This window comes from Jeotgalibacillus haloalkalitolerans (assembly GCF_034427455.1).
In the GTDB taxonomy this organism is placed as follows: Bacteria; Bacillota; Bacilli; order Bacillales; family Jeotgalibacillaceae; genus Jeotgalibacillus; species Jeotgalibacillus haloalkalitolerans.
In genome coordinates this window covers 262,414-283,956 of record NZ_JAXQNN010000002.1, presented here as the reverse complement: position 1 = coordinate 283,956, position 21,543 = coordinate 262,414, and the positions used below count along the sequence as shown (strand labels likewise).

25 protein-coding genes are annotated in these 21,543 nt (G+C 41.0%); 5 read left to right on the top strand and 20 right to left on the bottom strand.

From position 1 onward, the window contains the following. Nucleotides 1-144 precede the first annotated feature (144 nt). Both UFB30_RS06270 and UFB30_RS06265 read left to right on the top strand, forming a co-directional pair. A complete protein-coding gene (locus UFB30_RS06270; RefSeq protein ID WP_322420833.1) occupies nt 145-294 on the top strand; it encodes a hypothetical protein in 150 nt (49 codons plus the stop codon). Nucleotides 295-417: 123 nt separating this feature from the next. Further along, nucleotides 418-849 (top strand): DUF2621 domain-containing protein, encoded by a 432-nt coding sequence (locus tag UFB30_RS06265; RefSeq protein WP_322420832.1) that lies wholly within the window; start codon nt 418-420, stop codon nt 847-849. Nucleotides 850-885: 36 nt separating this feature from the next. Here the strand turns inward: UFB30_RS06265 and UFB30_RS06260 are convergent, their stop codons facing one another. From UFB30_RS06260 to UFB30_RS06250, 3 genes are all read right to left on the bottom strand, one after another. Then, a complete protein-coding gene (locus tag UFB30_RS06260) occupies nt 886-1,368 on the bottom strand; it encodes a CcdC family protein (protein ID WP_322420831.1) in 483 nt (160 codons plus the stop codon). 86 nt (nt 1,369-1,454) lie between these two features. Continuing rightward, nucleotides 1,455-1,817 carry a response regulator gene (locus UFB30_RS06255; protein WP_322420830.1) on the bottom strand — a complete coding sequence of 121 codons (363 nt, stop codon included), beginning with the start codon at nt 1,815-1,817 and terminating at the stop codon, nt 1,455-1,457. Nucleotides 1,818-1,962: 145 nt separating this feature from the next. Next, complete coding sequence (locus UFB30_RS06250) at nt 1,963-2,670, bottom strand: cytochrome c biogenesis protein CcdA (RefSeq protein WP_322420829.1); 708 nt, start codon at nt 2,668-2,670, stop codon at nt 1,963-1,965. Nucleotides 2,671-2,930: 260 nt separating this feature from the next. Here UFB30_RS06250 and UFB30_RS06245 point away from each other — a divergent pair, with 260 nt between their 5' ends. Next, nucleotides 2,931-3,122, top strand: a complete 192-nt coding sequence (locus UFB30_RS06245) for an aspartyl-phosphate phosphatase Spo0E family protein (RefSeq protein WP_322420828.1) — start codon at nt 2,931-2,933, stop codon at nt 3,120-3,122. A 135-nt stretch (nt 3,123-3,257) separates the two neighbouring features. On the opposite strand, the gene UFB30_RS06240 is transcribed toward UFB30_RS06245, so the two are convergent. The 5 genes from UFB30_RS06240 to yneA all read right to left on the bottom strand — a co-directional run bounded on the left by UFB30_RS06240 (nt 3,258) and on the right by yneA (nt 7,084). Further along, nucleotides 3,258-3,479, bottom strand: a complete 222-nt coding sequence (locus UFB30_RS06240) for a YneF family protein (RefSeq protein WP_039809078.1) — start codon at nt 3,477-3,479, stop codon at nt 3,258-3,260. 178 nt (nt 3,480-3,657) lie between these two features. Next, nucleotides 3,658-5,664, bottom strand: a complete 2,007-nt coding sequence (gene tkt / locus UFB30_RS06235; protein ID WP_322420827.1) for a transketolase — start codon at nt 5,662-5,664, stop codon at nt 3,658-3,660. Nucleotides 5,665-5,784: 120 nt separating this feature from the next. Continuing rightward, nucleotides 5,785-6,018, bottom strand: a complete 234-nt coding sequence (locus UFB30_RS06230; protein ID WP_322420826.1) for a DUF896 domain-containing protein — start codon at nt 6,016-6,018, stop codon at nt 5,785-5,787. Between the two features lie 73 nt (nt 6,019-6,091). After that, nucleotides 6,092-6,739: a YneB family resolvase-like protein gene (locus UFB30_RS06225; protein ID WP_322420825.1), complete on the bottom strand. Its 648-nt coding sequence runs from the start codon at nt 6,737-6,739 to the stop codon at nt 6,092-6,094. 12 nt (nt 6,740-6,751) lie between these two features. Continuing rightward, nucleotides 6,752-7,084: a cell division suppressor protein YneA gene (gene yneA, locus UFB30_RS06220; RefSeq protein WP_322420824.1), complete on the bottom strand. Its 333-nt coding sequence runs from the start codon at nt 7,082-7,084 to the stop codon at nt 6,752-6,754. Between the two features lie 159 nt (nt 7,085-7,243). Here yneA and lexA point away from each other — a divergent pair, with 159 nt between their 5' ends. Continuing rightward, nucleotides 7,244-7,864, top strand: coding sequence for a transcriptional repressor LexA (lexA, locus tag UFB30_RS06215; RefSeq protein WP_134379754.1), 621 nt, complete (start codon nt 7,244-7,246; stop codon nt 7,862-7,864). A gap of 64 nt (nt 7,865-7,928) precedes the next feature. On the opposite strand, the gene UFB30_RS06210 is transcribed toward lexA, so the two are convergent. From UFB30_RS06210 to hflX, 5 genes are all read right to left on the bottom strand, one after another. Continuing rightward, complete coding sequence (locus UFB30_RS06210; RefSeq protein WP_322420823.1) at nt 7,929-8,813, bottom strand: alpha/beta fold hydrolase; 885 nt, start codon at nt 8,811-8,813, stop codon at nt 7,929-7,931. Nucleotides 8,814-8,913: 100 nt separating this feature from the next. Next, nucleotides 8,914-10,248 carry a type I glutamate--ammonia ligase gene (gene glnA / locus UFB30_RS06205; RefSeq protein ID WP_322420822.1) on the bottom strand — a complete coding sequence of 445 codons (1,335 nt, stop codon included), beginning with the start codon at nt 10,246-10,248 and terminating at the stop codon, nt 8,914-8,916. A gap of 32 nt (nt 10,249-10,280) precedes the next feature. Further along, nucleotides 10,281-10,667 carry a MerR family transcriptional regulator gene (locus tag UFB30_RS06200; protein WP_322420821.1) on the bottom strand — a complete coding sequence of 129 codons (387 nt, stop codon included), beginning with the start codon at nt 10,665-10,667 and terminating at the stop codon, nt 10,281-10,283. A 322-nt stretch (nt 10,668-10,989) separates the two neighbouring features. Next, nucleotides 10,990-12,237: a methionine gamma-lyase family protein gene (locus UFB30_RS06195; RefSeq protein WP_322420820.1), complete on the bottom strand. Its 1,248-nt coding sequence runs from the start codon at nt 12,235-12,237 to the stop codon at nt 10,990-10,992. A gap of 15 nt (nt 12,238-12,252) precedes the next feature. Beyond that, nucleotides 12,253-13,479 (bottom strand): GTPase HflX, encoded by a 1,227-nt coding sequence (hflX, locus tag UFB30_RS06190; protein ID WP_322420819.1) that lies wholly within the window; start codon nt 13,477-13,479, stop codon nt 12,253-12,255. Between the two features lie 126 nt (nt 13,480-13,605). Here hflX and UFB30_RS06185 point away from each other — a divergent pair, with 126 nt between their 5' ends. Continuing rightward, nucleotides 13,606-14,217 (top strand): trimeric intracellular cation channel family protein, encoded by a 612-nt coding sequence (locus UFB30_RS06185; protein WP_322420818.1) that lies wholly within the window; start codon nt 13,606-13,608, stop codon nt 14,215-14,217. 6 nt (nt 14,218-14,223) lie between these two features. On the opposite strand, the gene UFB30_RS06180 is transcribed toward UFB30_RS06185, so the two are convergent. The 7 genes from UFB30_RS06180 to UFB30_RS06150 form a co-directional block, all read right to left on the bottom strand. Beyond that, nucleotides 14,224-15,117 carry an AAA family ATPase gene (locus UFB30_RS06180; RefSeq protein ID WP_322420817.1) on the bottom strand — a complete coding sequence of 298 codons (894 nt, stop codon included), beginning with the start codon at nt 15,115-15,117 and terminating at the stop codon, nt 14,224-14,226. Between the two features lie 92 nt (nt 15,118-15,209). Continuing rightward, nucleotides 15,210-15,440, bottom strand: a complete 231-nt coding sequence (gene hfq / locus UFB30_RS06175) for an RNA chaperone Hfq (protein ID WP_322420816.1) — start codon at nt 15,438-15,440, stop codon at nt 15,210-15,212. Nucleotides 15,441-15,489: 49 nt separating this feature from the next. Continuing rightward, nucleotides 15,490-16,404 carry a tRNA (adenosine(37)-N6)-dimethylallyltransferase MiaA gene (gene miaA / locus UFB30_RS06170; RefSeq protein WP_322420815.1) on the bottom strand — a complete coding sequence of 305 codons (915 nt, stop codon included), beginning with the start codon at nt 16,402-16,404 and terminating at the stop codon, nt 15,490-15,492. A 1-nt stretch (nt 16,405) separates the two neighbouring features. Beyond that, nucleotides 16,406-17,320 carry an alpha/beta hydrolase gene (locus UFB30_RS06165; RefSeq protein ID WP_322420814.1) on the bottom strand — a complete coding sequence of 305 codons (915 nt, stop codon included), beginning with the start codon at nt 17,318-17,320 and terminating at the stop codon, nt 16,406-16,408. Nucleotides 17,321-17,339: 19 nt separating this feature from the next. Beyond that, nucleotides 17,340-19,001: a glycerol-3-phosphate dehydrogenase/oxidase gene (locus tag UFB30_RS06160; protein WP_322420813.1), complete on the bottom strand. Its 1,662-nt coding sequence runs from the start codon at nt 18,999-19,001 to the stop codon at nt 17,340-17,342. Nucleotides 19,002-19,165: 164 nt separating this feature from the next. Further along, entirely contained in the window at nt 19,166-20,656 is a 1,491-nt protein-coding gene (gene glpK, locus UFB30_RS06155) for a glycerol kinase GlpK (protein WP_322420812.1), read from the bottom strand. Nucleotides 20,657-20,669: 13 nt separating this feature from the next. Next, nucleotides 20,670-21,476 carry an MIP/aquaporin family protein gene (locus UFB30_RS06150; protein WP_322420811.1) on the bottom strand — a complete coding sequence of 269 codons (807 nt, stop codon included), beginning with the start codon at nt 21,474-21,476 and terminating at the stop codon, nt 20,670-20,672. Nucleotides 21,477-21,543: the final 67 nt, after the last annotated feature.

Here is a 21,543-nt window from a genome sequence, read left to right as displayed (position 1 = left end):
CTTCATTATAACAGAACAGGCGTTTGTTATAAGCCGGCTGTTTTGAACTGGTACCAAAAACGTATAAAAATTCATACTTTTGACTGATTTATTAATTTGAATTTTCAGATATTATTGTATATACAACCGAAAGGAGGAACAAATATGCGAAAAATCGAAACAGAATATGTTGAACACCATGAGTTGGAGTCAGAAGATTACATCCGCGTTACTGCTGACAACGAAAATATTTATGAAGTCCGCCGTGAAAACCTACACCAGTTACTCTCTCTTGGCTATCGTCAGGTAAAATGATTCCCGCCACCTTCCTTATTCACACAGATGACAAACTTCATACATGTCTTTATGAACCAGTTCTTGAAGCCATTCATAAACTCCTTTATAATAATCGTAGATTAAGTGAACGGAGTGACGAATGTGCTTGAAGGCTGGTTTTTATGGTTTATACTTTTCTGGGTCGTCGTGCTTGTCTCTTTGTTTGGAATAGGCGGATTTTTTATGTTCAGGAAATTCCTGAAGAGAATGCCTAAAGAAGATGGAAAATCAGACCTGGATTGGGAAGAACATTATGTTAATAAGACGATTCATTTATGGGGAACTAAAGAAAAGGAACTTCTGAATGAACTTGTCAGCCCGGTCCCTGAATTATTCCGTGATGTGGCAAAACAAAAAATAGCAGGCAATATCGGCAAGCTTGCGATCACAGAAAATGCTGACAGAATTACGCTCGATCTGATCGTCAGGGGCTATATTGTTGCAACCCCTAAAAGAGACCACAAATTTTTAAGAAAAAAACTGAATGAATTGAATATTGATATCGCGGAGTATGAAGATTTATTCGCCTTATAAAAAAACATCACAAAAATGTGATGTTTTTTTACGTTATTACGCCATCTGAGCAGATTGCGGACCGGAGTCTTTTTGCATTCTTTTAAATTGTATCAGCATCGCAGCTCTCCAGGGTACAATCATTCCAAAAGCCAGAATCCAGAACATTCCGCTTAAAGTTCCAAGTTCAATCGTTGTACTTAAAGCAAGCTTCATTAAAATTCTCAGTACAAGGAGCCCAATCAGAATAAACGGAAAAGCTTTAGAGGCTTTAAGGTAGATACCATCAGCTTTCTGTTCAAATTTTGACGTCTTGATCAGAACAATAGAAAACAAAGCCCCAACTACTAGCGCTTCGATCGCTTCTAATGGGGTTACACGAAAATACGGAAAAATAAACATTAAAGCACCTGTACTCATAAAAATCGGAGGCAGAAAAATTTTCCTGGCTGTTACAGGCTTTTTAGCAGCCTTTAACCTGATTATAAATACAGCCGTTCCCATTATGACAGCGGCAATTGTTGAAAGATAAACAAGCATAAGCACCCATCCTTAATTTCTTACGTATGTAAAACCTCAATTAAGTATAATAGAGATTCCCCTGTTTGTAAAAGGCGCCTGCTGCTTTACTTATTTACCACTCTGCTTAAAGATTCTACAACCCGCGTACTGTCAAAAGGCTTAACAATAAAATCTTTAGCCCCTGCTTCAATCGCTTCAATCACCATCTTCTGCTGTCCCATTGCTGAACACATGATGATATTTGCTTTAGGATCTTCTTTTAATATTTCTTTTGCAGCGGATATACCATCCAGTACAGGCATTGTGATATCCATCGTAACAAGATCAGGATGTAAAGATTTATACATTTCTACTGCTTCTTCCCCGTTCTCAGCTTCACCGACCACCTGAAATGAGGAGTTTTCAAGCACGTTCTTTAACGTCATTCTCATAAACTTCGCATCATCCACAACAAGAACTTTTGTCATTTATATCACCCTTACTAATATAGTTAATATTAACTATACAACTAATCTAAAAGTCCTTCAACTATCATGCATAGTAAAATTTTTCTTTTAAAAAAACTGAGACGAATTCGTCTCAGTTTTTTAATGCTCATATGAATTTACTCGCCTAAAACCCTGTGAAATCACCAAAGATCGGGAGCATCAGCTCAATAATCCAGGTAAGACCATCGAAGAACAAAATGACACCCATTCCAATCATTACCCATCCACCGGTCTTCATGATCACCAGACTTTTCTTCTTTATCCAATTCGTTTTACCGATGAAGAATGAAAGAATAAAAAATGGTAGCGCAAAGCCCAGGAAGTATGCCATCATATATGGAAAGCCCGATCCAGGGTTAGAAGCGGATAGCGTAAATACTGCGCCTAAGATTGGACCCATGCACGGTGTCCAGCCAGCTGCAAAAGCAAGGCCAATTAACAATGATCCCAAATAGCCTGAAGGTCTTGATTTAAAGCTCAATCTTCTTTCCTTCATCAGGAACTCCGGAGAAAATACACCAACAATGACTAATCCAAATACGACAATTAATATTGCACCTATTTGACGGATCATGTCCTGATACTGTATGAAGACTCCTGAGATCCATGTGGAAGTAAAGGCGAGACCGATAAAGACCAGTAAAAACCCAAGCAGGAAGAACAGCGTATGAAGCAGACTAGATTTTTGTCTCATGCCCTTACCTTTAGATAAATCGTCTACAGACATTCCTGTTATATAGGACAAAAATGCAGGATAAAGCGGTAAAACACATGGAGAGATAAAGCTTAAGAATCCTGCGCCGAATGCCCATAAAATATTTAAATCTTCCATAAAAACACTCCGATCCGTATTCGCTAGATTCATTTTAGCAAATCTGCGTTGAGTTCTCATTGCCTTTACTATAATATGTATCAGTGCAATTTGCAGAAGTTATAGTTTTGTCACAAATGAACTTGTAAAATTATTGGGATTAGGGATTAATTTCTTTTCAATTTATCCTTTTTTCTGTATACTAGACCCTAAGTTAAATGAATGACAAATAATGTATAGGTTCCTTTAATAGAGGATCCTGATGAAAGGGTAGACTTTGAATGGGGGATCAACAAAAGAAGCTACTTGAAGCAATTGAAGATAAGCGTCAGGTGTTGATACGGACAGCTGCTAAAGAAGGATTATCGTCCCCTTCCGCCGTTCGTTATTCTCAGGAGCTTGACGACCTGTTAAATGAATTTGAAAAAATACACACCTTCAGACCTGCTGCGTTAGAAGTACAGACAAAATAAAAAAGGCTTCCTCTTTGTGAAGCCTTTTTTATTTTGTCTGTACAGCCTGCTGATCATCGAAAATTGTTTCAGGCTGTTAAATAGCAAATATAAAGAGGCTGGACATTTTTGATGTCACAGCCTCCTGTTCATTTATTATTTGCCTTGTTGTTTATTCATAGCGCTCATCATCTGATTGATTTTCTTCTGCGACGGTTTCATTCCCATCTGCATCATCATCATGCGAAGCATTTGCTCATTAATCGGCGGGTTCTTTTTAAGATAAGTCATCATATATTTACGTGCGATGAAGAATCCAAGTGCGACTCCGGCCAGCAAAGCAACAACAATTAATACAATTGCAAGCCATAATTCCATTTCATATTGCCTCCTATTTGTTACTTTCATATAAAAGTGTACAAGAACACTGCTTATTATACAATCATTTATTACATAATTCGTGCAGTTATATGAAATTAATTTTACATTTTACCAGCTGCACTTCCCAAAATAAAGCTGGTGGGCAAATTTGATGCCCACCAGCTTTATCATTTCATTATGACTGTAGTAATGCTTCTACACGTTTCACAACGTTTTCCACTGTAAAACCGTATTCCTCAAGTACTGTACCGCCTGGAGCTGAAGCACCAAAAGTATCGATACCAAGTACTTCACCTTCATCACCTGTATAACGTTCCCAGCCAAGTGGTGAAGCCATCTCAAGTGCGAAACGTTTCTTCACATTCTTTGGCAGGACTGATTGCTTATAATCAGCTGACTGCTGCTCAAAGCGATCCCATGATGGCATGGAAACAACAGCTGCATCGATATTTTTCTCACGAAGAGACTGCTGAGCTTCATACGCAAGTCCCACTTCAGAGCCGCTGGCAAGAAGAAGAACATCAGCTTCTCCTTTTTCAGATGGTGATAAGACATAAGCTCCTTTTTTAACACCTTCATAAGCGTTCTCTGCAGAACCAGGCATAGTAGGAAGACCCTGACGCGTCAATACAAGTGTTGTCGGATGATCCTGCGCTTCCATAGAAAGTTTCCACGCAGCAGCAACCTCATTACCATCAGCAGGACGAATGACTGATAAGCCCGGCATCGCTCTGAGTGAAGGCAGTTGTTCAATCGGTTCATGCGTTGGACCGTCTTCTCCAACTGCAATACTATCATGTGTAAATACATAAGTAACCGGAACACCCATTAAAGCTGATAGTCTGATTGCCGGTCTGACATAATCACTGAATACAAAGAATGTACCGCCGTACACACGCAGACCTCCGTGAAGCGCCATTCCATTAAGCGCAGTTCCCATTGCAAATTCACGAACACCAAACCAGATGTTTCTGCCTTCCGGTGTTTCAGGTGTGAAATCAGCTTCATCTTTCATCATTGTGTTATTTGATCCGGCAAGGTCGGCTGAGCCGCCAAACAGTGTTGGAACCGTCTTTGAAATGGCATTCAGCACTTCACCTGATGATGCACGGCTTGCAAGGGATTTTCCTTCTTCATAAACAGGTAGGTCCTTATCCCAGTTATCTGCAAGCTTTCCGTTCATTGCATCCTCAAGCTCCTGTGCAAGTTCCGGATAAGCAGATTTATAGTTTTCGAATTTCTCGTTCCACTCTTTTTCTTTTTCAGCACCATTATCTACAACCAGTTCCTCGAATCGCTTGTATACCTCGTCAGGCACATAAAATGCCTCTTCTGCTTCCCACTGATACGCTTTTTTAGCAAGAATTGATTCTTCATTACCTAGTGGAGCACCATGAGCTTTTGATGTACCTGCTCTGTTTGGTGAACCAAAACCGATCACTGTTTTAATTTCGATCATTGTCGGACGGTCAGAGTCAGCTTTTGCTGCCTTAATCGCATCTGCAACTTCCGCTACATCATTTCCATCGTCAACACGAATATACTGCCAATTGTAAGATTCAAATCTCTTTTTCACACTTTCTGAGAATGAACGGTCAAGATCCCCGTCAAGAGAAATGTCATTTGAATCATAAAGCACGATCAGCTTATCAAGCTTCAGGTGACCTGCAAGTGAAGCAGCTTCTGAGGACACACCCTCCATCAGGTCTCCATCGCCACATAATGTATAAGTATAATGATCAACTACATTAAAGTCGTCACGGTTAAATTTGGCACTTAAATGTTTTTCAGCCATCGCCATACCAACAGCCATACCAATTCCCTGACCAAGAGGACCCGTAGTTGCTTCAACGCCTTTTGTATGTTTGAACTCCGGGTGACCTGGCGTTTTAGATCCCCACTGTCTGAAGTTTTTAATCTCATCAAGCGATAAATCATATCCGGAAAGATGCAGTAAGCTATAAAGCAGCATCGAGCCGTGTCCTGCTGAAAGTACAAAGCGGTCACGGTCGAACCAGTCCGGATTCTTAGGGTTATGATTCATAAACTGAGTCCACAAAGTATATGCAAATGGAGCAGCCCCCATCGGCAGGCCCGGGTGACCCGAGTTTGCTTTATCAATTGCATCAATTGATAATGTCCTGATTGTGTTGATTGCTAAATCATCTGTCTTGTTAAACATCATCTACATCCTCTCTAACTCACGTGATACGTCCTATTGTACAAAAAAAAAAGAGAGATGTACAAACATCTCTTCTTTTTATTAAAAAAGTTCAAATCCTGCCTGCAATTCAGGAAAATATTAGTTCAGCTTATTCCTATTTTTTGCATCTTTAAGTTTTTGCGGCGTAACATCTTTACCCTCAGGATCAATAACAGTTACATTTTCAATCGTCTGTTTCATTGAACCTCTGAATGCCTCGAGATATTCCTGCCTAAGTGCCTGCTGTTCATCAGCTTCAGTTTTTGAAAGTGTATCTTCTTTAGATTTCTTTGATAACTCATTGATTCTTTTAATCTTGTCTTCAGATAACATGTTTTTCACCCTTTCTTTCAGGTAAGCTCCTATGTATGTTAAAAGAAAGGTGAAAATTTGACAAGTAATTTGTTTATTGCATCTCTGATTCCATATATTCAACATACCTTCTGTGAACGGTGGCTTTTGATACAGGATGCCCGAGACCTCTCAATACAGATGAAATCTCCTGAAAGGTCAATCCGTTACTGCGCAGCCTGACAATTTCATCCACGGGTATTTCGATTTTTTCCCGCCCTTCTTTATTACCACGGTTTTTAAGATTTCTCTGCGGTTTAAATCCCTGCTCAACCGCACGTTTCATCCCTCTTTTTATTTTCAGGTTATGTAGCTTCCTCTGGTGTTCTTCCACCATACTGACAATCTGAAGGATCATCGAATCTGATTCAGACAGCTGCAGCTCACCGTCATGGGCAATGGTATATATTTTTATTCCTTCTTTATGCAAAGTATGCAATAAAGCAATTTTTGCATTACCTCTTCCTATACGCGTTTCATCCTGAATCAGAAGGCCTTCCGCTTCATACAGCCGTATATGATCCAGTAATTCAAATACACCCTCACGGTCCAGATCAAACCCGCTTTCTCTCTTACTGATGGTTGAAACGACCTGATAATTCATTTTGACGGCAAGGTGTTTTAACTCCTCTTCCTGCCTTGCAAGTGATGTTTCCTGTGCTTCTTTTTCTGTACTGACTCTGCAATAAATAATTACTTTCAACACGATCACTCCTTATTTCTGTTCAGATGCCAGGTGTATCGCGTCTTCACTGAAATCAAAAGCTTCCTCAGGCACCGGCAGCTCAAGTTGTTCTCCCGCTACAATGACATGAGAAGAAAGCTCATTATGTTCAGTTACCCACTCAATAAACTTTTCCGGGGTCATGGATGTATGGCTTGCATATTCCTCAGCGTATGCCCAAAGCGTATCTCCATTTTTAACGGTAATTGCTGCGTATGTTGCATCACTGTTTGCTGTATTGGTAAAAACTAAAAATAAACTGAAAAACAGCGCAGTCACCACGAATAGAATAACAAATGAATATTTTCTCCACAATGCAGTCATTATTAATCGCCTCCATCGAATATGTGTTCGCTTTTATTAATCTGAGTATAATACGAACATTTGTTTTGGTCAACACAAAAACTCGAACTTATGTTTGTATTTTTAAAAACGCTATGCTATAATTTAGAAAAGTTTTAATCTGAAAAGAGGTGCTGAAGCGTGAAGAAGTTATCAAAACGACAGCTTGATATATTAAACTTTATTAAACGTGAAGTTCAGGACAAAGGTTATCCGCCTTCCGTTCGTGAAATCGGCCTTGCGGTTGGACTAGCTTCAAGTTCTACCGTTCATGGACATCTTGCAAGACTTGAAAGTAAAGGCTTAATCAGGCGTGATCCAACAAAACCGAGAGCGATTGAAGTTATATCCCTCGAGGAGGATAAAATCCCGACACAGCGCGTAGTCAACGTTCCGCTTGTGGGGAAAGTTACAGCCGGGTCGCCGATTACAGCAATTGAAAATGTTGAGGAGTATTTCCCGCTCCCTGAAAGACTGGCTTCATCTGATGATGCTGTGTTCATGTTAGAGATTATGGGAGATTCTATGATTGAAGCCGGCATTTTAGACGGAGATCTTGTCATTGTGAAACAACAAAATACTGCGAACAACGGGGACATTGTGGTAGCAATGACGGATGAAGATGAAGCAACAGTAAAACGCTTCTTTAAAGAAAAGGATTATGTCAGACTCCAGCCTGAAAATTCTTCTATGGCACCAATTATCTTAAATAACGTATCCATCCTTGGAAAAGTGGTAGGAGTATATAGACAGGTTCATTAAAAAAGCTGAACGTTTTGACAAAGTTGTCAAAGCGTCCAGCTTTTTTAATGCTTCATGATTAATATCATTTTATGTCAGCGAGCACTTTTTTTATAAATGAGGAAACCTCCCCGGGGATTTCAATTGGCAGCATATGCCCTCCTGAATCAAACATATGTGTTTTACAGCCTCTGATTTTATCTTCGGCTTTTTTAAGTAAGGTATATGGATCATAAATTACTTCATCACGTCCAACCGCGATATGGACAGGCATCATTAATGTATCGAGTTCATGATCTTTAAACAACTTAGGGGGCGTCATCACATACTCCCAGGTCACATGCTTTTGTCCAAGATAGTAAAGCTTAAACAGCCGTTCCTGCCCCTCTTCCTTCTTAACTGTGAGCCACCTGCAGAACTGGCTGATGATAACTGATTCGCTCGGAATCAGGTTTGTTAGTAGCAACCTTGAGTAGAAAGACAGATTCATTCTTTTGATTGAAGCTGCCGGTGAAAAAACAATTAATGATTTCACTCTGTCGGGCTTTAAAATAGCAAAATTAAGCGCATGCCATCCGCCGTTGGAATGACCTACTATAGTTACTTTTGCAATCTTCAATTCATTAAGAAGCTCTGTGATCCACATGATATAATCTTCCCGTTCGTTTAAATGCTCTTTTGTATTACTTTGATTAAACTCTCCCAGCACATCAACAAAATAAAGCTTAAATTCATCTGCTAATTCTTCCGCACATTTATACCATTCCGCAGAACTGAAACCAAATGCATGAAAAAAGAGGAGCGGCTCCTTATCCTGGTTCCCGCACTCAAGAACCGAAATGTCTCCAAAAGTAGTAGTAATGATACGTTCCTGATAAGGTGTTTCCCATAACTTCATCACTTTCTGATACGCAGATTGGTACAGCTCATATCCTTCTTTTGATTTAAATCCTCTATATGAATCTGCCATTACAATCCCCCCTTAGCCTTTATATACCCGGCTTTTTATATTTTGACCAGATTACATATAAAAAACCTCTGAAGCGAAATTGCTTCAGAGGTTTGAATAATTAATACATTTCTAAATACTGTTCTCTCTCCCATGGGTGAACCTGCGTACGGAACATATCCCACTCGATTTCTTTCGCTTCCACGAAGTGCTCAAAGATGTGCTCTCCTAGACCATCAATAATAACCTGGTCGTTCTTAAGCTCTTCAAGGGCTGCAAAAAGAGTACCAGGAAGATCTTTAATACCTGCAGCTTCACGCTCTTCTTTGTCCATTACATAGATGTTTCTGTCAATTGATTCAGGTGGTGTCAGACTATTTTTAATTCCATCAAGACCTGCTTTAAGCATTACAGCCATTGCAAGGTACGGGTTTGCAGATGGATCGACAGAACGAACCTCAACACGTGTACTCATTCCACGTGAAGCCGGGATTCTGACTAACGGGCTGCGGTTTCTTGCAGACCATGCAATGTAGCAAGGCGCTTCATAACCTGGTACAAGACGCTTGTATGAGTTTACAGTAGGGTTTGTCACAGCTGTAAATCCTGAAGCGTGCTTTAGAATACCAGCCATGAACTGTTTCATTGTCTCACTTAGCTGACTTTCTGCACCTTCATCAAAGAATGAGTTCTTTCCGTCTTTAAATAATGACATATTGAAGTGCATACCTGATCCGTTAACACCAAATAATGGTTTTGGCATAAATGTAGCATGCAGTCCGTGCTTTCTTGCAATTGTTTTAACAACAAGCTTAAATGTCTGGATATCATCACATGCAGAAACTGCATCAGCGTATTTGAAATCAATTTCATGCTGTCCAGGTGCAACTTCGTGGTGAGACGCTTCAATTTCAAAGCCCATTTTTTCAAGTTCAATTACGATATCACGACGGCAGTTTTCACCAAGATCTGTTGGTGCGAGGTCAAAATATCCGCCTTTATCATTTAATTCAAGTGTCGGTTCACCATTTACATCAAGTTTGAAGAGGAAAAATTCCGGCTCAGGTCCAAGGTTGAAATCAGTAAATCCAAGCTCTTCCATTTCAGTCAATACGCGCTTTAGATTGTTACGCGGATCCCCTGCAAATGGTGTACCGTCAGGGCTGTAAATATCACAGATCAGACGTGCAACTTTACCGTCTCCGGCTGTCCAAGGGAATACAACCCATGTATCAAGATCAGGGAAAAGGTACATATCGGATTCTTCAATACGCACAAAACCTTCGATAGATGATCCGTCAAACATCATTTTGTTATCAAGTGCTTTTTCTAACTGACTTACAGGAATTTCAACGTTTTTGATTGTACCAAGGATATCAGTAAATTGAAGTCTGATAAAGTTTACATTTTGTTCCTTTGCCATTTTCATAATGTCTTCTCTTGAATACTTACTCATTGTGTGATTCCTCCTGTTTTTTATGTAATTTTTTAACGAAAGAACCTTGAAAGGTCTCCCGCTCTTAAACTGTTTTTGCTGTACTTGCCATTACCCATCATTTCCTGTTTTAACAGTTTTCTTAATTCACCTTCTGATAAGTCCGGCTTTTTAGCAGGTCGATCTGATTCGGCTTCTGTGCCATCCCCCAGGATTCGCTTAATACCAGCCATATTGACCCCCTGCTCAAGCAAATCTTTAATCTCAAGCAGCTTATCAATATCATTTAATGAGAAGAGACGGCGATTACCTTCCGTTCTGGCCGGTGCGATTAACCCATGCTCTTCATAGTAGCGAATCTGACGGGCGGTTAAATCGGCCAGCTGCATGACTGTTCCAATTGGAAAGAGTGGCATGCTGCGTCTAATATCACTGCCCATCATATAACCCCTTTCTTGCCTGTCGACAATTTAACTATATAACATGTTAAATTATCTGTCAACTACATGTTAGGTTTTATTACATGATATTTACCTGACTAGTTTTTTGTTCCCTTATCTCATGCGTTTTATGCATAATTTTAAAATAAAAATTATTTTTATTCAGAATTAATGTTCAGCAGAAATACTGAATCGTTCCATACCACCGATGATCATTCATGAGACTTAGTGCGTTTAGTGGAGAAATAATCGGTCAATATAAAAAAGCCGAGACATTTAATGTCCCAGCTCTGAGTCAGATTCGTCTTTATTATACAGCCATTTATAAAGAATTCATTTTTTGCAGGGCAGCTGTAATGGCAATTTTTATATGCTCATACGTAAGCCCACCCTGAATATAAGCTGCATAAGGCGGACGCAGAGGGCCGTCTGCCGATAATTCAATACTTGATCCCTGAACAAATGTACCCGCTGCCATAATGACATCATCTTCATAACCAGGCATATAATCGGGATAAGGCGTAAAATGTGCATTAACCGGTGAAAATTCCTGTACCCCCTGACAAAAGGCTATCATTTTCTCCCTGTCGTGAAACTCCACAGCCTGAATCAGATCTGTTCTGTAGTCATTCCAGGCAGGTGAAGTTGCCATTCCCGCTTCCTCTAAGAGAGCCGAAGTATAAACCGCACCTTTTAGGGCCTGGCTGACTACATGCGGCGCCAGAAAGAAGCCCTGATACATTTCCTGCAATGCATTCAGACTGGCACCTGCTTCAGCACCAATTCCCGGGGATGTCATCCGGTAAGCGCATAAGTCAATTAATCTTTGCTGTCCGGCAAGATAACCACCTGTTTTCGCAAGACCTCCCCCGGGATTTTTAATAAGTGAGCCGGCAATTAAGTCGGCACCTGCTTCTATCGGCTCTTCAGCTTCTACAAATTCTCCGTAACAGTTATCCACAAAAACAATGACCTCCGGATAATGCTTCCTAATTTCTGAAACAGCTTTACGGATATCCTTTATTGTAAAAGACGGCCTTACCGCATAGCCCTTGGAACGTTGTATACCAATAACTTTTGTATGATCATTCATATTCTTCAGAACTGTTTCAATGTCGATCTTTCCATCTTTCAGGTCCGTCTGCTGATAGTGAATACCAAAGTCTTTTAATGAGCCATTATCAGACCCTCTTAATCCGATTATTTCTTCAAGCGTATCGTATGGTTTCCCTGTAATGTAATGCAGTTCATCACCTGGTCTTAATACTCCAAAAAGCGCGATATTAATGGCATGCGTCCCAGAAATAATCTGGGGTCTGACTAAGGCTGCATCTGCTTTGAACGTATCAGCATAAACGGCTTCAAGCGCATCCCTGCCATTATCGTCATATCCATAACCAGTGCTAGGATTAAAGTGACTGTCACTAATTTTGTTATTTTTAAAAGCCTGCAGGACCTTCAACTGATTAAGTTCCGCGATCTGTTCAATTTCCCTGTGTCTCCACGATATTTTTTCTTCGATTTTCTTACTTAGTTCTACTGCTTCTTCTGTGTAATATTGATAACTCATTTTAACGCTCCTGCACTATATTTTTGCTGCCAGCGGATGATCTTTACTGATAAACCCTTCAGCAATGTAATGTTCTTTTTCTTCATTAAAAGATAAGCTGATCAGCATACTTTCCTTTTTCAGCTGCGCCAACATCTTGCCATTATCTGAAGAGATAGTCATGGTATATGGCTTTAACACTTGCTTCACTTCTTTTTCAAGGGCTGACAGTACTTTCTGATTCTCTTTTTTTACAGCACTCATTAACACAAACGGATCGCTGCGGTCTGCCACAAACTTTTCTGACAGCAAATCTTCTTTATTATAAACGGTCATTCTCGGGATCTGGTCCATTCCAAGCTCATGCAATAGCTTCTTCACTGTTTTTTCATGGTCAGCATGATTTTGGTGAGAAGCATCTACTATGTGTAAAAGGAAATCCGCTTCCTTTACCTCTTCAAGAGTGGATCTGAATGAAGCAATCAGGGAAGTCGGCAGATCTTTAATAAACCCTACTGTATCAGTCATGATTGTTTCAAATCCGCTCGGTAAGATACACTTTCTGGACAGCGGATCCAGCGTGGCAAATAGTTGATCCTCCTCATAAGAATCTGCGTGTGTAAGTAAATTAAAAATGGTTGATTTCCCTGCATTCGTGTATCCGATCAGTGCAATCTGAAATGCCTGGTTCTGTTTACGTCTTTCTCTGTAAATTGACCTGTGTCTGACAACCTGCTCAAGCTTCCTTTTAATTTCCCTGATTTCTCTTCTGATATGTCTGCGGTCTGTTTCGAGCTTCGTCTCACCCGGACCCCTTGTACCAATTCCCCCGCCGAGTCTTGATAATTCGACGCCCTGTCCGCCAAGCCTTGGCAGCATATACTCAAGCTGGGCAAGCTGTACCTGAAGCTTGCCTTCTTTAGAGCGTGCACGCTGCGCAAAAATATCAAGAATCAGCTGCGTTCTGTCTATGACCCTTGCATTAAGCTCTTCAGACAGGTTCCGGTTTTGACTGGGAGACAGCTCACTGTTAAAAATAATGAGTTCGGGTTCAAACTCTTCAACAGCAGATGAAAGTTCTTCAAGCTTCCCTTTTCCAATATAGGTGGCAGGATGTACTTTATCCATATTCTGAAACATATTTAACACCGGTTCAGCACCAGCTGTTTCAGTGAGTGCAGCTAACTCATTCATAGATTCATTAAAATCCTGGTCAGTTCTGTCAGTATTTACCCCGACTAAAATCGCTTTCTCCATTTTCATTAAAAAACCTCACCCCTTCTGTCCGGTATCCTTTTATAAAAATATCCATTTCTAAGATTGAATTGCGTTCGATTCATGATACAATCAACTTTGGCTCAATTCAAGCGGAAGGCAGGAGGATAATCGTTGACCTGGGAAGTTTTAAGTATGATTGGCACAATTGCTTTTGCAATATCCGGCGCGATTATCGCAATGGAAGAAGAATACGATATTTTAGGTGTTTATATACTCGGTATTGTCACAGCCTTTGGTGGTGGCGCGATCAGAAATTTATTAATAGGGGTTCCAGTTTCCGCTTTATGGGAGCAGGGCATGTTTTTTCAGGTTGCACTCCTGTCGATCACAGCGGTGTTTCTTTTTCCGCATAATTTACTGAAGCACTGGAAACGCTGGGGAAACATTTTTGATGCAATGGGACTCGCAGCCTTTGCAATACAGGGCGCTCTTTATGCGGTGGAAATGAATCATCCTTTAAGTGCAGTCATCGTTGCAGCAGTTCTTACAGGAAGCGGCGGCGGAATCATCCGGGATTTACTCGCAGGCAGAAAGCCGCTCGTTCTCAGATCGGAAATTTATGCTGCATGGGCCATTCTTGCAGGGTTTGCTGTAGGTCTGGGCATCGCATCCGAACCATGGCAGCTTTATATACTATTTATCGTTACAACCACATTAAGGATTCTATCTTATATTTATAAATGGAGATTACCGTTTAAATCCATTCATACAGCACACTCTTAAGCAGGATCACTGATGATCCTGCTTATCTTTTTTGTATCCTTCAATCCCTTTCAACACATCATCCTCGGAAATGTACATACAGTCTTTTTTTGTGAGTTCTTCATATTTTAATAAACGAACAGCTTGAGCCCTGATGATAAATTCGGTTAAATTCCTGACAAAACGTCCGTTTCCTGAGATATCACCCATTTCTCTCATGCTGCGCAACAAACGGTCACCCGCAGGTTTAGACAACTTATAATCTTTAATATTAAACATGTTTACGGCAATATGATTTAAATCATTTAAAGTATAATCAGGAAAGTATAATAAATGTGCAAAACGGCTTTTCAATCCGGTATTCATCCGTAAAAAGCCGTTCATCTCTCTCTTGTATCCCGCCAGAATACAGATAAACCGGCCACTGCTGTCTTCCATATGCTTCACTAACGTGTCAATTGCTTCTCTCCCAAAGTCCTTCTCCCCACCGCGTGACAATGAATAGGCTTCATCAATAAAAAGGATTCCACCTTCTGCTTTTTTGATCAACTCTCTTGTTTTGACTGCCGTATGCCCAATATACTCACCTACCAGGTCAGCACGCTCAGCTTCAACCAGATGACCTCTTTCAAGAATATTCAATTCTTTCAACAGCGTAGCCATCACTCGCGCAGCAGTCGTTTTTCCCGTACCCGGATTTCCGTAAAAAAGCATATGATGAGACTGCTTTTCGGTTTTCAAACCGAATTCTTCGCGTTTTTGATTAATGACAGCCCACGCAGCAATCGATTTCAGCGTTTCTTTAATATGTTCCAGTCCGACAAATTGCTTAAACGCATGCTCTATTTTCTGCCATTCCTGGCTTTCAAACTGTTGAGATGAATGTTTCTGGCTGATGATAAATTTAACCTGCCCGTTCATAATTCACCCCTTAATAAAGTTCCTCCTTTATTATATGAGGGGGAAACAAGTAAATGAATAACGAAAAAAAGCACGCCACATGGCGCACCTTTTTATTCTGCTTCAGTTTGAATGACAACATTCTTCGAAGGAACAAATGTTGAAATCGCATGTTTGTATACTAATTGCTGCTTACCCTCTGATTCAAGCATTACAGTGAAACTGTCAAACGCTTTGATCTGTCCGCGGATCTGGAATCCGTTCAGCAGGAATACCGTCACAAAAGTACTTTCTTTTCTTAATTGATTTAAAACCTGATCCTGAATGTTAACAGCTTGTTTCATCTGAGCGCCTCCTAAAATTGACTGTCTCTATCATGTTCGCCTCGAATGACTAAATTCCTGCAAAATATTCGATTATTTCCTTAATCTTTTTTTCTCTGTTTTCTGTCATGTTAAACCACTTAAAGCTCATTTTGTTGCGAAACCAGGTTAATTGTCTTTTAGCATAGCGCCTTGAATTCTGTTTAATGCGATCAATCGCCTCTTCATAAGTTACTTTTCCATCAAAATAGGCATATAGTTCTTTGTATCCAATCGCCTGAACAGACGTGACGTCCCGAATACCATCCTGATAAAGCTTTCTGACCTCTTCGACCAGACCTTCTTCAATCATCTTATCAACTCTCATGTTAATCCGGTCATATAACAGGTCCCGGTCCATATCAAGACCGATGCATTCATGATCATAAACCGCTTCTGGTTTTTGAGTAGCTTTTAATTCTGCAGGCGTCATTCCGGTTGTCTCTATGATTTCAAGTGCCCTGATGACACGCCTGATATTATTCGGATGAATTTCTGAAGCAGAAACAGGATCCAATCCGCGCAGTTGAGTATGTAAATCAACACCCTGCAGGTGCGCTTCTTCTAATTTTGCCCTGACCTCTTCATTTTTCCCTTTATCAGAAAAATTGTAATCATATAAGACTGACTGAATATACAGTCCGGTTCCGCCGGTCAATACAGGTACCGCTCCACGCTTATGCACTTCACTGATTTTATTTCTTACCGTCCGCTGATATTCAGCTGCCGAGAAAGACTGGTCAGGTTCTTTTATATCAAACAGGTGATGAGGTACACCCTGCATTTCCTCCGGCCTGATCTTGGCCGTTCCGATATCCAGTCCTTTATAAACCTGCATCGCGTCTCCATTAATTACCTCACCATTAATTGCTTTTGACAATTGTATGCTGAGCTCTGTTTTCCCAACTGCTGTTGGTCCTGCAATGACAATTACTTGTTTGTTCATTTTATCCCTCTATCTTTTTAATCCACTTCAACATCTCTTCAATAACCTGATCTGAATTATGCTCATTCAGCATTTCATGTCGTCCGTTTTCATAAAGCTGTACTTCAACTGATTGAATTCCTGCGGTTTGATACATTTGAGCAGATTTAAATATTCCTTTCCCAAAGTCTCCGACCGGGTCGTCTTCCCCACTGATAAATAACATCGGAAGGTCTTTCCGGATATCAGATATTGCCTTTTTATTATAAATCATACCAATTCCATTAAATAGTATTTTATAAAATCTGTTCGTCGTTACAAATCCGCACATCGGATCATCAATATATTGCTGTACTGCTCTTTCATCTGATGAAAGCCAGTCAAATGGTGTTTTTGAATCAGGAAAAGATTGATTATAGCTGCCAAACGATAAATGATTCAGCAATTTTGCTTTAGCTGTCGGCTGATAGGTATTCATTACTGACGCGATTAAATTTGCCGGAATACTAATGATGCCCATCGGTCCATTTGATCCTGACAGAATGACACCCTTATAGGATGATGAGTATAATTGAATAACTCTCCGGCTGATAAACGAACCCATGCTGTGACCTATCAGATATACCGGACCACTTGCCATACAGCATTCTTTAATTTCGATAACATCTTCAGCCAGCCGGTTAAAATCTACTCCCTGTCCATAGTCTCCAAACGTCCCGCTTAACTCCGCTGTCTTTCCATGTCCTCTGCAATCATGACCAAATACATGATAGCCGTTTTGATTACACTTAAAGGCAAAATCCTCATAACGACCAATATGCTCTGCCATTCCATGACAGAGCTGTATTGATCCTTTTATATGAGGCTGATCAGATCTCCATACGACCGTATAGAGATCCTGACCATCTGATGTTCTGGTGTAAAATGATTCTTTCATTTGACCACCTCTGAGCGATTTATTTTACCGGCTCAACAGCATCCTGAAGCTCTTTTTCAAGTTCATTTTTATATGACTGATAAGTTGCTTCGTCCCAACCAAGCAGGTTTTGCATTAATTTTAACACAACTTCCTTCTGCTTGTGCACTGCATTAATATCAAAGAATAGACGGCCTGTTCTGCGGATGAAGAAATCTACCGGCTTAACAGTCATCTCCTCCTGGATCGCATACACGACTTCAGCATAAAGTGCCGGCGTCATCGGAGACTCGAGCTGCATTCCTTTTGCAGCATGTGCAAGTGTAAATAATTTATCTGCATTGGAGCCATAAAACGCGGCAATTCTTTTACCTTCCTGCTCAGTTAAACCATACTGGGTTGCTTCCTTTGCTTTCGCTTCAACAAACTGCTGGTAGTTCTTAGAACCGCCAAATTCAGCGCCTGATAGTGGAAGATGAACCGTTTTACATTTCGCGAATGATTTTTTTCCTTCTTTTTTCAGACGTTCTGCAGCAAGATCAACTACGTGTTCTGCCATTTTACGATAGCCTGTGAGTTTACCTCCTGCAATGGTGATCAGACCGCTATCATGCTCCCATACTTCATCTTTTCTGGAAATCTCAGAAGGATCCTTACCTTTTTCAAAAATCAGCGGACGTACACCGGCCCAGCTTGATTCAACATGCTCCTCAGTGACATTCACTCCCGGGAACATATAATTGATTGCGTCTAAGATATATCGCTGATCTTCAGCAGTCATTTTAGGATTCGCTGTGTCCTTATCACTGCCGTAAAATGTATCTGTAGTCCCGATGTAGGCTTTTCCATCACGCGGTATCGCAAACATCATTCTGCCATCCGGCGTATCGAAATAAAGCGCCTGATTCAGCGGGAATACTGATTGATCAATAACAAGGTGAACACCTTTTGTCAGCTGAAGCTCTTTATCATTTGTTGAGTAATCTTTGTTTCTGACTTTATCTACCCATGGTCCTGCTGCATTAATCACTTTTCTGCCAAGAACCGTCTGGGTAGCACCTGTCAGCTGATCCTTTACTTCAACACCGGATACTTTCTTTTTATCATAAGTGAATCTTTCTGCTTTTACATAATTAATAAAGTCAGCACCGTTTTCTACTGCTTTTTTAATGATTTCAAGTGTCAGACGTGCATCATCTGTTCGGTATTCAACGTAATACCCCGCACCTTTTAATCCATCCTGTTTGACTAATGGTTCTTTCTCGGTTGCTTCGGATGCGCTGAGCATTTTTCTGCGCTCCTGCTTTTTCACACCAGCAAGATAATCGTAGACACGCAGCCCGACTGAAGTTGAGAATTTACCAAAAGTACCGCCTTTGTGAATCGGAAGCATCATCCACTCCGGTGATGTTACGTGCGGTGCATTTTCAAATACAATCGCTCGTTCTTTCCCGACCTCAGCAACAAGCTTTACTTCAAACTGCTTAAGGTAACGCAGCCCGCCGTGAACCAGTTTAGTCGATCGGCTCGAAGTTCCCCCGGCAAAGTCCTGCATTTCAATTACAGCAACTTTCATTCCTCGGGTAACAGCATCAAGCGCAATGCCCGCACCTGTAATTCCTCCACCGATAATAACCAGGTCATACACTTCTTCTGACATCTTCTGCAGTTTCTCTAATCTGTTTGCACTTGAAAAATTCATGAAAAATCCTCCTTTAATCTATATCCGTAATGCACTTGGTAATTTTTGTCAAAGTAGAAAAAAAGAGAGACCGAATCCATATATGAAAAAACTCATAATGAATCCAGGCCTCTCTGCTCTCTACCCCGTTTATTAACTTGAATCTATCATATCATACTTGAGGTTTACTTAAAAGCCTGAGCTGCTTTTACTGCTTTTTGCCAACCGCTGTAAAGCTGGTCACTGTTTTCAGTGTCCATTACAGGATCAAATTCTTTATCCGTTTTCCACATATCCGCAATTTCATCTTTGCTTTCCCAGAAACCAACGGCAAGGCCCGCAAGATAAGCGGCGCCAAGTGCAGTTGTTTCGCTGATTACTGGACGCTCAACCGGCACATTTAATAAGTCGCTCTGGAACTGCATCAGGAAATCATTCTGAACAGCACCTCCATCAACGCGGAGTTTCTTCAGTTCAATACCCGAGTCCTTTTCCATCGCATCAAGAACGTCACGTGTCTGGTAAGCAAGACTCTCAAGTACTGCACGGACAAAATGCTCTTTAGACGTTCCGCGCGTCAGGCCGAACACTGCACCTCTGACATCACTGTCCCAGTAAGGTGTTCCGAGTCCTACAAACGCAGGTACGACATAAACACCATCAGTAGAATCCACTCTCTTTGCATAATCCTCACTGGCTGCTGCTGTTTTAAGCATACGCAAGCCGTCACGCAGCCACTGTATTGCACTTCCGGCAACAAATATGCTTCCTTCAAGCGCATATTCAACTTTTCCGTCAATACCCCAGGCGAGTGTTGTCAGAAGACCGCTGTCCGATTTAACAGCTTTATCTCCAGTATTCATCAGCATGAAGCAGCCTGTTCCATACGTATTTTTCGCCATACCTGATTTATAACACGCCTGACCAAACAGAGCAGCCTGCTGATCACCGGCAGCTCCTGCAATCGGAATCTGCTTACCAAAGAAATGGTGAGGTGCTGTTTTTGCATAAATTTCAGAGGAAGCCTTTACTTCAGGAAGCATTGATTTAGGTACCGTCAAGTGCTCCAGCAGTTCCTGATCCCATTTCAGATCATATATGTTATACATCAGTGTTCTTGAAGCATTTGAGTAATCTGTCACGTGTGCTTCTCCGCCTGATAACTTCCAGATCAGCCATGTATCGATCGTCCCAAACAGCAGATCACCCTTCTCAGCTTTTTCCCTTGCTCCATCTACATTGTCTAAAATCCACTTTACCTTTGTTCCTGAAAAATATGCATCAATTAACAAACCGGTTTTATCTCTGAATGTATCATTTAAGCCATTATCCTTCAGTTCTTTACAGATATCAGCAGTTTGTCTCGACTGCCATACAATGGCGTTATAAACAGGCATACCTGTATGCTTGTCCCATACAACTGCTGTTTCACGCTGATTTGTAATACCGATTCCTTCGATCTGATCAGGTTTCACTTCTGCTTCGGATAAAACTGAAGCGATTACTGAAAGGATTGACCCCCAGATTTCATTCGCATTATGTTCAACCCAGCCCGGCTTAGGAAAAATCTGCTCAAATTCTTTCTGGGCAACTTTCACAATTTCCCCTTTTTTATTAAAAAGAATTGCTCTGGAACTTGTCGTCCCCTGATCGAGTGATAAAATGTATTTTTCCATTTGTAACTCCTCCTTATTGAATTAATGAAGTTTGTTTTTTATCAATTAAGTACGCAGCCGCCAGACAAAGCACTGTTAACGCTGCCATGATCCAGAACATCAAGTGAAATTCACCTGAAAAGATGTACCGGTAAAATAATCCGCCAAATGAACCGCCAAGCACCGGTCCGAGAATCGGAATCCAACTGTATCCCCAGTTAGACTTACCCTTCCCGCTGATTGGTAAAACAAAATGAGCAATTCTCGGTCCAAGGTCACGCGCCGGGTTGATTGCATAACCTGTCGTACCACCTAATGATAAACCGATTGCTACAATCAGCATACCTACAATGAAAGGATTTAACCCTTCTGTAAAATCATTTGCACCAATAAACAGAATTCCTACAACCAGAATAAATGTCCCAATGAACTCACTTAACAGGTTTGAGAAATTGTGCGGAATTGCAGGCCCTGTCGAAAACACACCGAGCTTGGCACCCTGATCATCAGTAGCTTTCCAGTGAGGAAGAAAGTGCAGCCATACAAGCGTAGCACCAATAAATGCTCCAGCTACTTGCGCTGCCATATACCCTGGCACCTTCACCCATTCAAAATCACCATTAAACGCAAGTCCCAGCGTTACAGCAGGATTCAGGTGAGCCCCGCTGAATTGACCGACTGCATAGACACCCATTGCTACACCAAGTCCCCATCCAAATGCAATTGCGAACCAGCCGGCCCCTTCTGCAAGAGATTTCTTTAAGCTGACGTTGGCTACAACGCCACCTCCAAATAAGATTAGGATAGCTGTTCCTATTACCTCTGCGATGTATTCATTCATCTCTAACCCTCCCAAATTTATGAAAAGAAAAAGACTCACAGATTCCCCCCTCTATTAAAGCGATAGG

Excerpts from the sequence above, each read along its gene's own strand:
- UFB30_RS06270 (WP_322420833.1), top strand. The coding sequence starts at position 145 with ATGCGAAAAATCGAAACAGAATATGTTGAACACCATGAGTTGGAGTCA.
- UFB30_RS06260 (WP_322420831.1), bottom strand. The coding sequence starts at position 1,368 with ATGCTTGTTTATCTTTCAACAATTGCCGCTGTCATAATGGGAACGGCT.
- UFB30_RS06255 (WP_322420830.1), bottom strand. The coding sequence starts at position 1,817 with ATGACAAAAGTTCTTGTTGTGGATGATGCGAAGTTTATGAGAATGACG.
- UFB30_RS06250 (WP_322420829.1), bottom strand. The coding sequence starts at position 2,670 with ATGGAAGATTTAAATATTTTATGGGCATTCGGCGCAGGATTCTTAAGC.
- UFB30_RS06245 (WP_322420828.1), top strand. The coding sequence starts at position 2,931 with ATGGGGGATCAACAAAAGAAGCTACTTGAAGCAATTGAAGATAAGCGT.
- UFB30_RS06240 (WP_039809078.1), bottom strand. The coding sequence starts at position 3,479 with ATGGAATTATGGCTTGCAATTGTATTAATTGTTGTTGCTTTGCTGGCC.
- tkt (WP_322420827.1), bottom strand. The coding sequence starts at position 5,664 with ATGTTTAACAAGACAGATGATTTAGCAATCAACACAATCAGGACATTA.
- UFB30_RS06230 (WP_322420826.1), bottom strand. The coding sequence starts at position 6,018 with ATGTTATCTGAAGACAAGATTAAAAGAATCAATGAGTTATCAAAGAAA.
- yneA (WP_322420824.1), bottom strand. The coding sequence starts at position 7,084 with ATGACTGCATTGTGGAGAAAATATTCATTTGTTATTCTATTCGTGGTG.
- UFB30_RS06210 (WP_322420823.1), bottom strand. The coding sequence starts at position 8,813 with ATGGCAGATTCATATAGAGGATTTAAATCAAAAGAAGGATATGAGCTG.
- glnA (WP_322420822.1), bottom strand. The coding sequence starts at position 10,248 with ATGAGTAAGTATTCAAGAGAAGACATTATGAAAATGGCAAAGGAACAA.
- UFB30_RS06200 (WP_322420821.1), bottom strand. The coding sequence starts at position 10,667 with ATGGGCAGTGATATTAGACGCAGCATGCCACTCTTTCCAATTGGAACA.
- UFB30_RS06195 (WP_322420820.1), bottom strand. The coding sequence starts at position 12,237 with ATGAGTTATCAATATTACACAGAAGAAGCAGTAGAACTAAGTAAGAAA.
- hflX (WP_322420819.1), bottom strand. The coding sequence starts at position 13,479 with ATGAAAATGGAGAAAGCGATTTTAGTCGGGGTAAATACTGACAGAACT.
- UFB30_RS06180 (WP_322420817.1), bottom strand. The coding sequence starts at position 15,117 with ATGAACGGGCAGGTTAAATTTATCATCAGCCAGAAACATTCATCTCAA.
- hfq (WP_322420816.1), bottom strand. The coding sequence starts at position 15,440 with ATGAAACAAGCTGTTAACATTCAGGATCAGGTTTTAAATCAATTAAGA.
- miaA (WP_322420815.1), bottom strand. The coding sequence starts at position 16,404 with ATGAACAAACAAGTAATTGTCATTGCAGGACCAACAGCAGTTGGGAAA.
- UFB30_RS06165 (WP_322420814.1), bottom strand. The coding sequence starts at position 17,320 with ATGAAAGAATCATTTTACACCAGAACATCAGATGGTCAGGATCTCTAT.
- UFB30_RS06160 (WP_322420813.1), bottom strand. The coding sequence starts at position 19,001 with ATGAATTTTTCAAGTGCAAACAGATTAGAGAAACTGCAGAAGATGTCA.
- glpK (WP_322420812.1), bottom strand. The coding sequence starts at position 20,656 with ATGGAAAAATACATTTTATCACTCGATCAGGGGACGACAAGTTCCAGA.
- UFB30_RS06150 (WP_322420811.1), bottom strand. The coding sequence starts at position 21,476 with ATGAATGAATACATCGCAGAGGTAATAGGAACAGCTATCCTAATCTTA.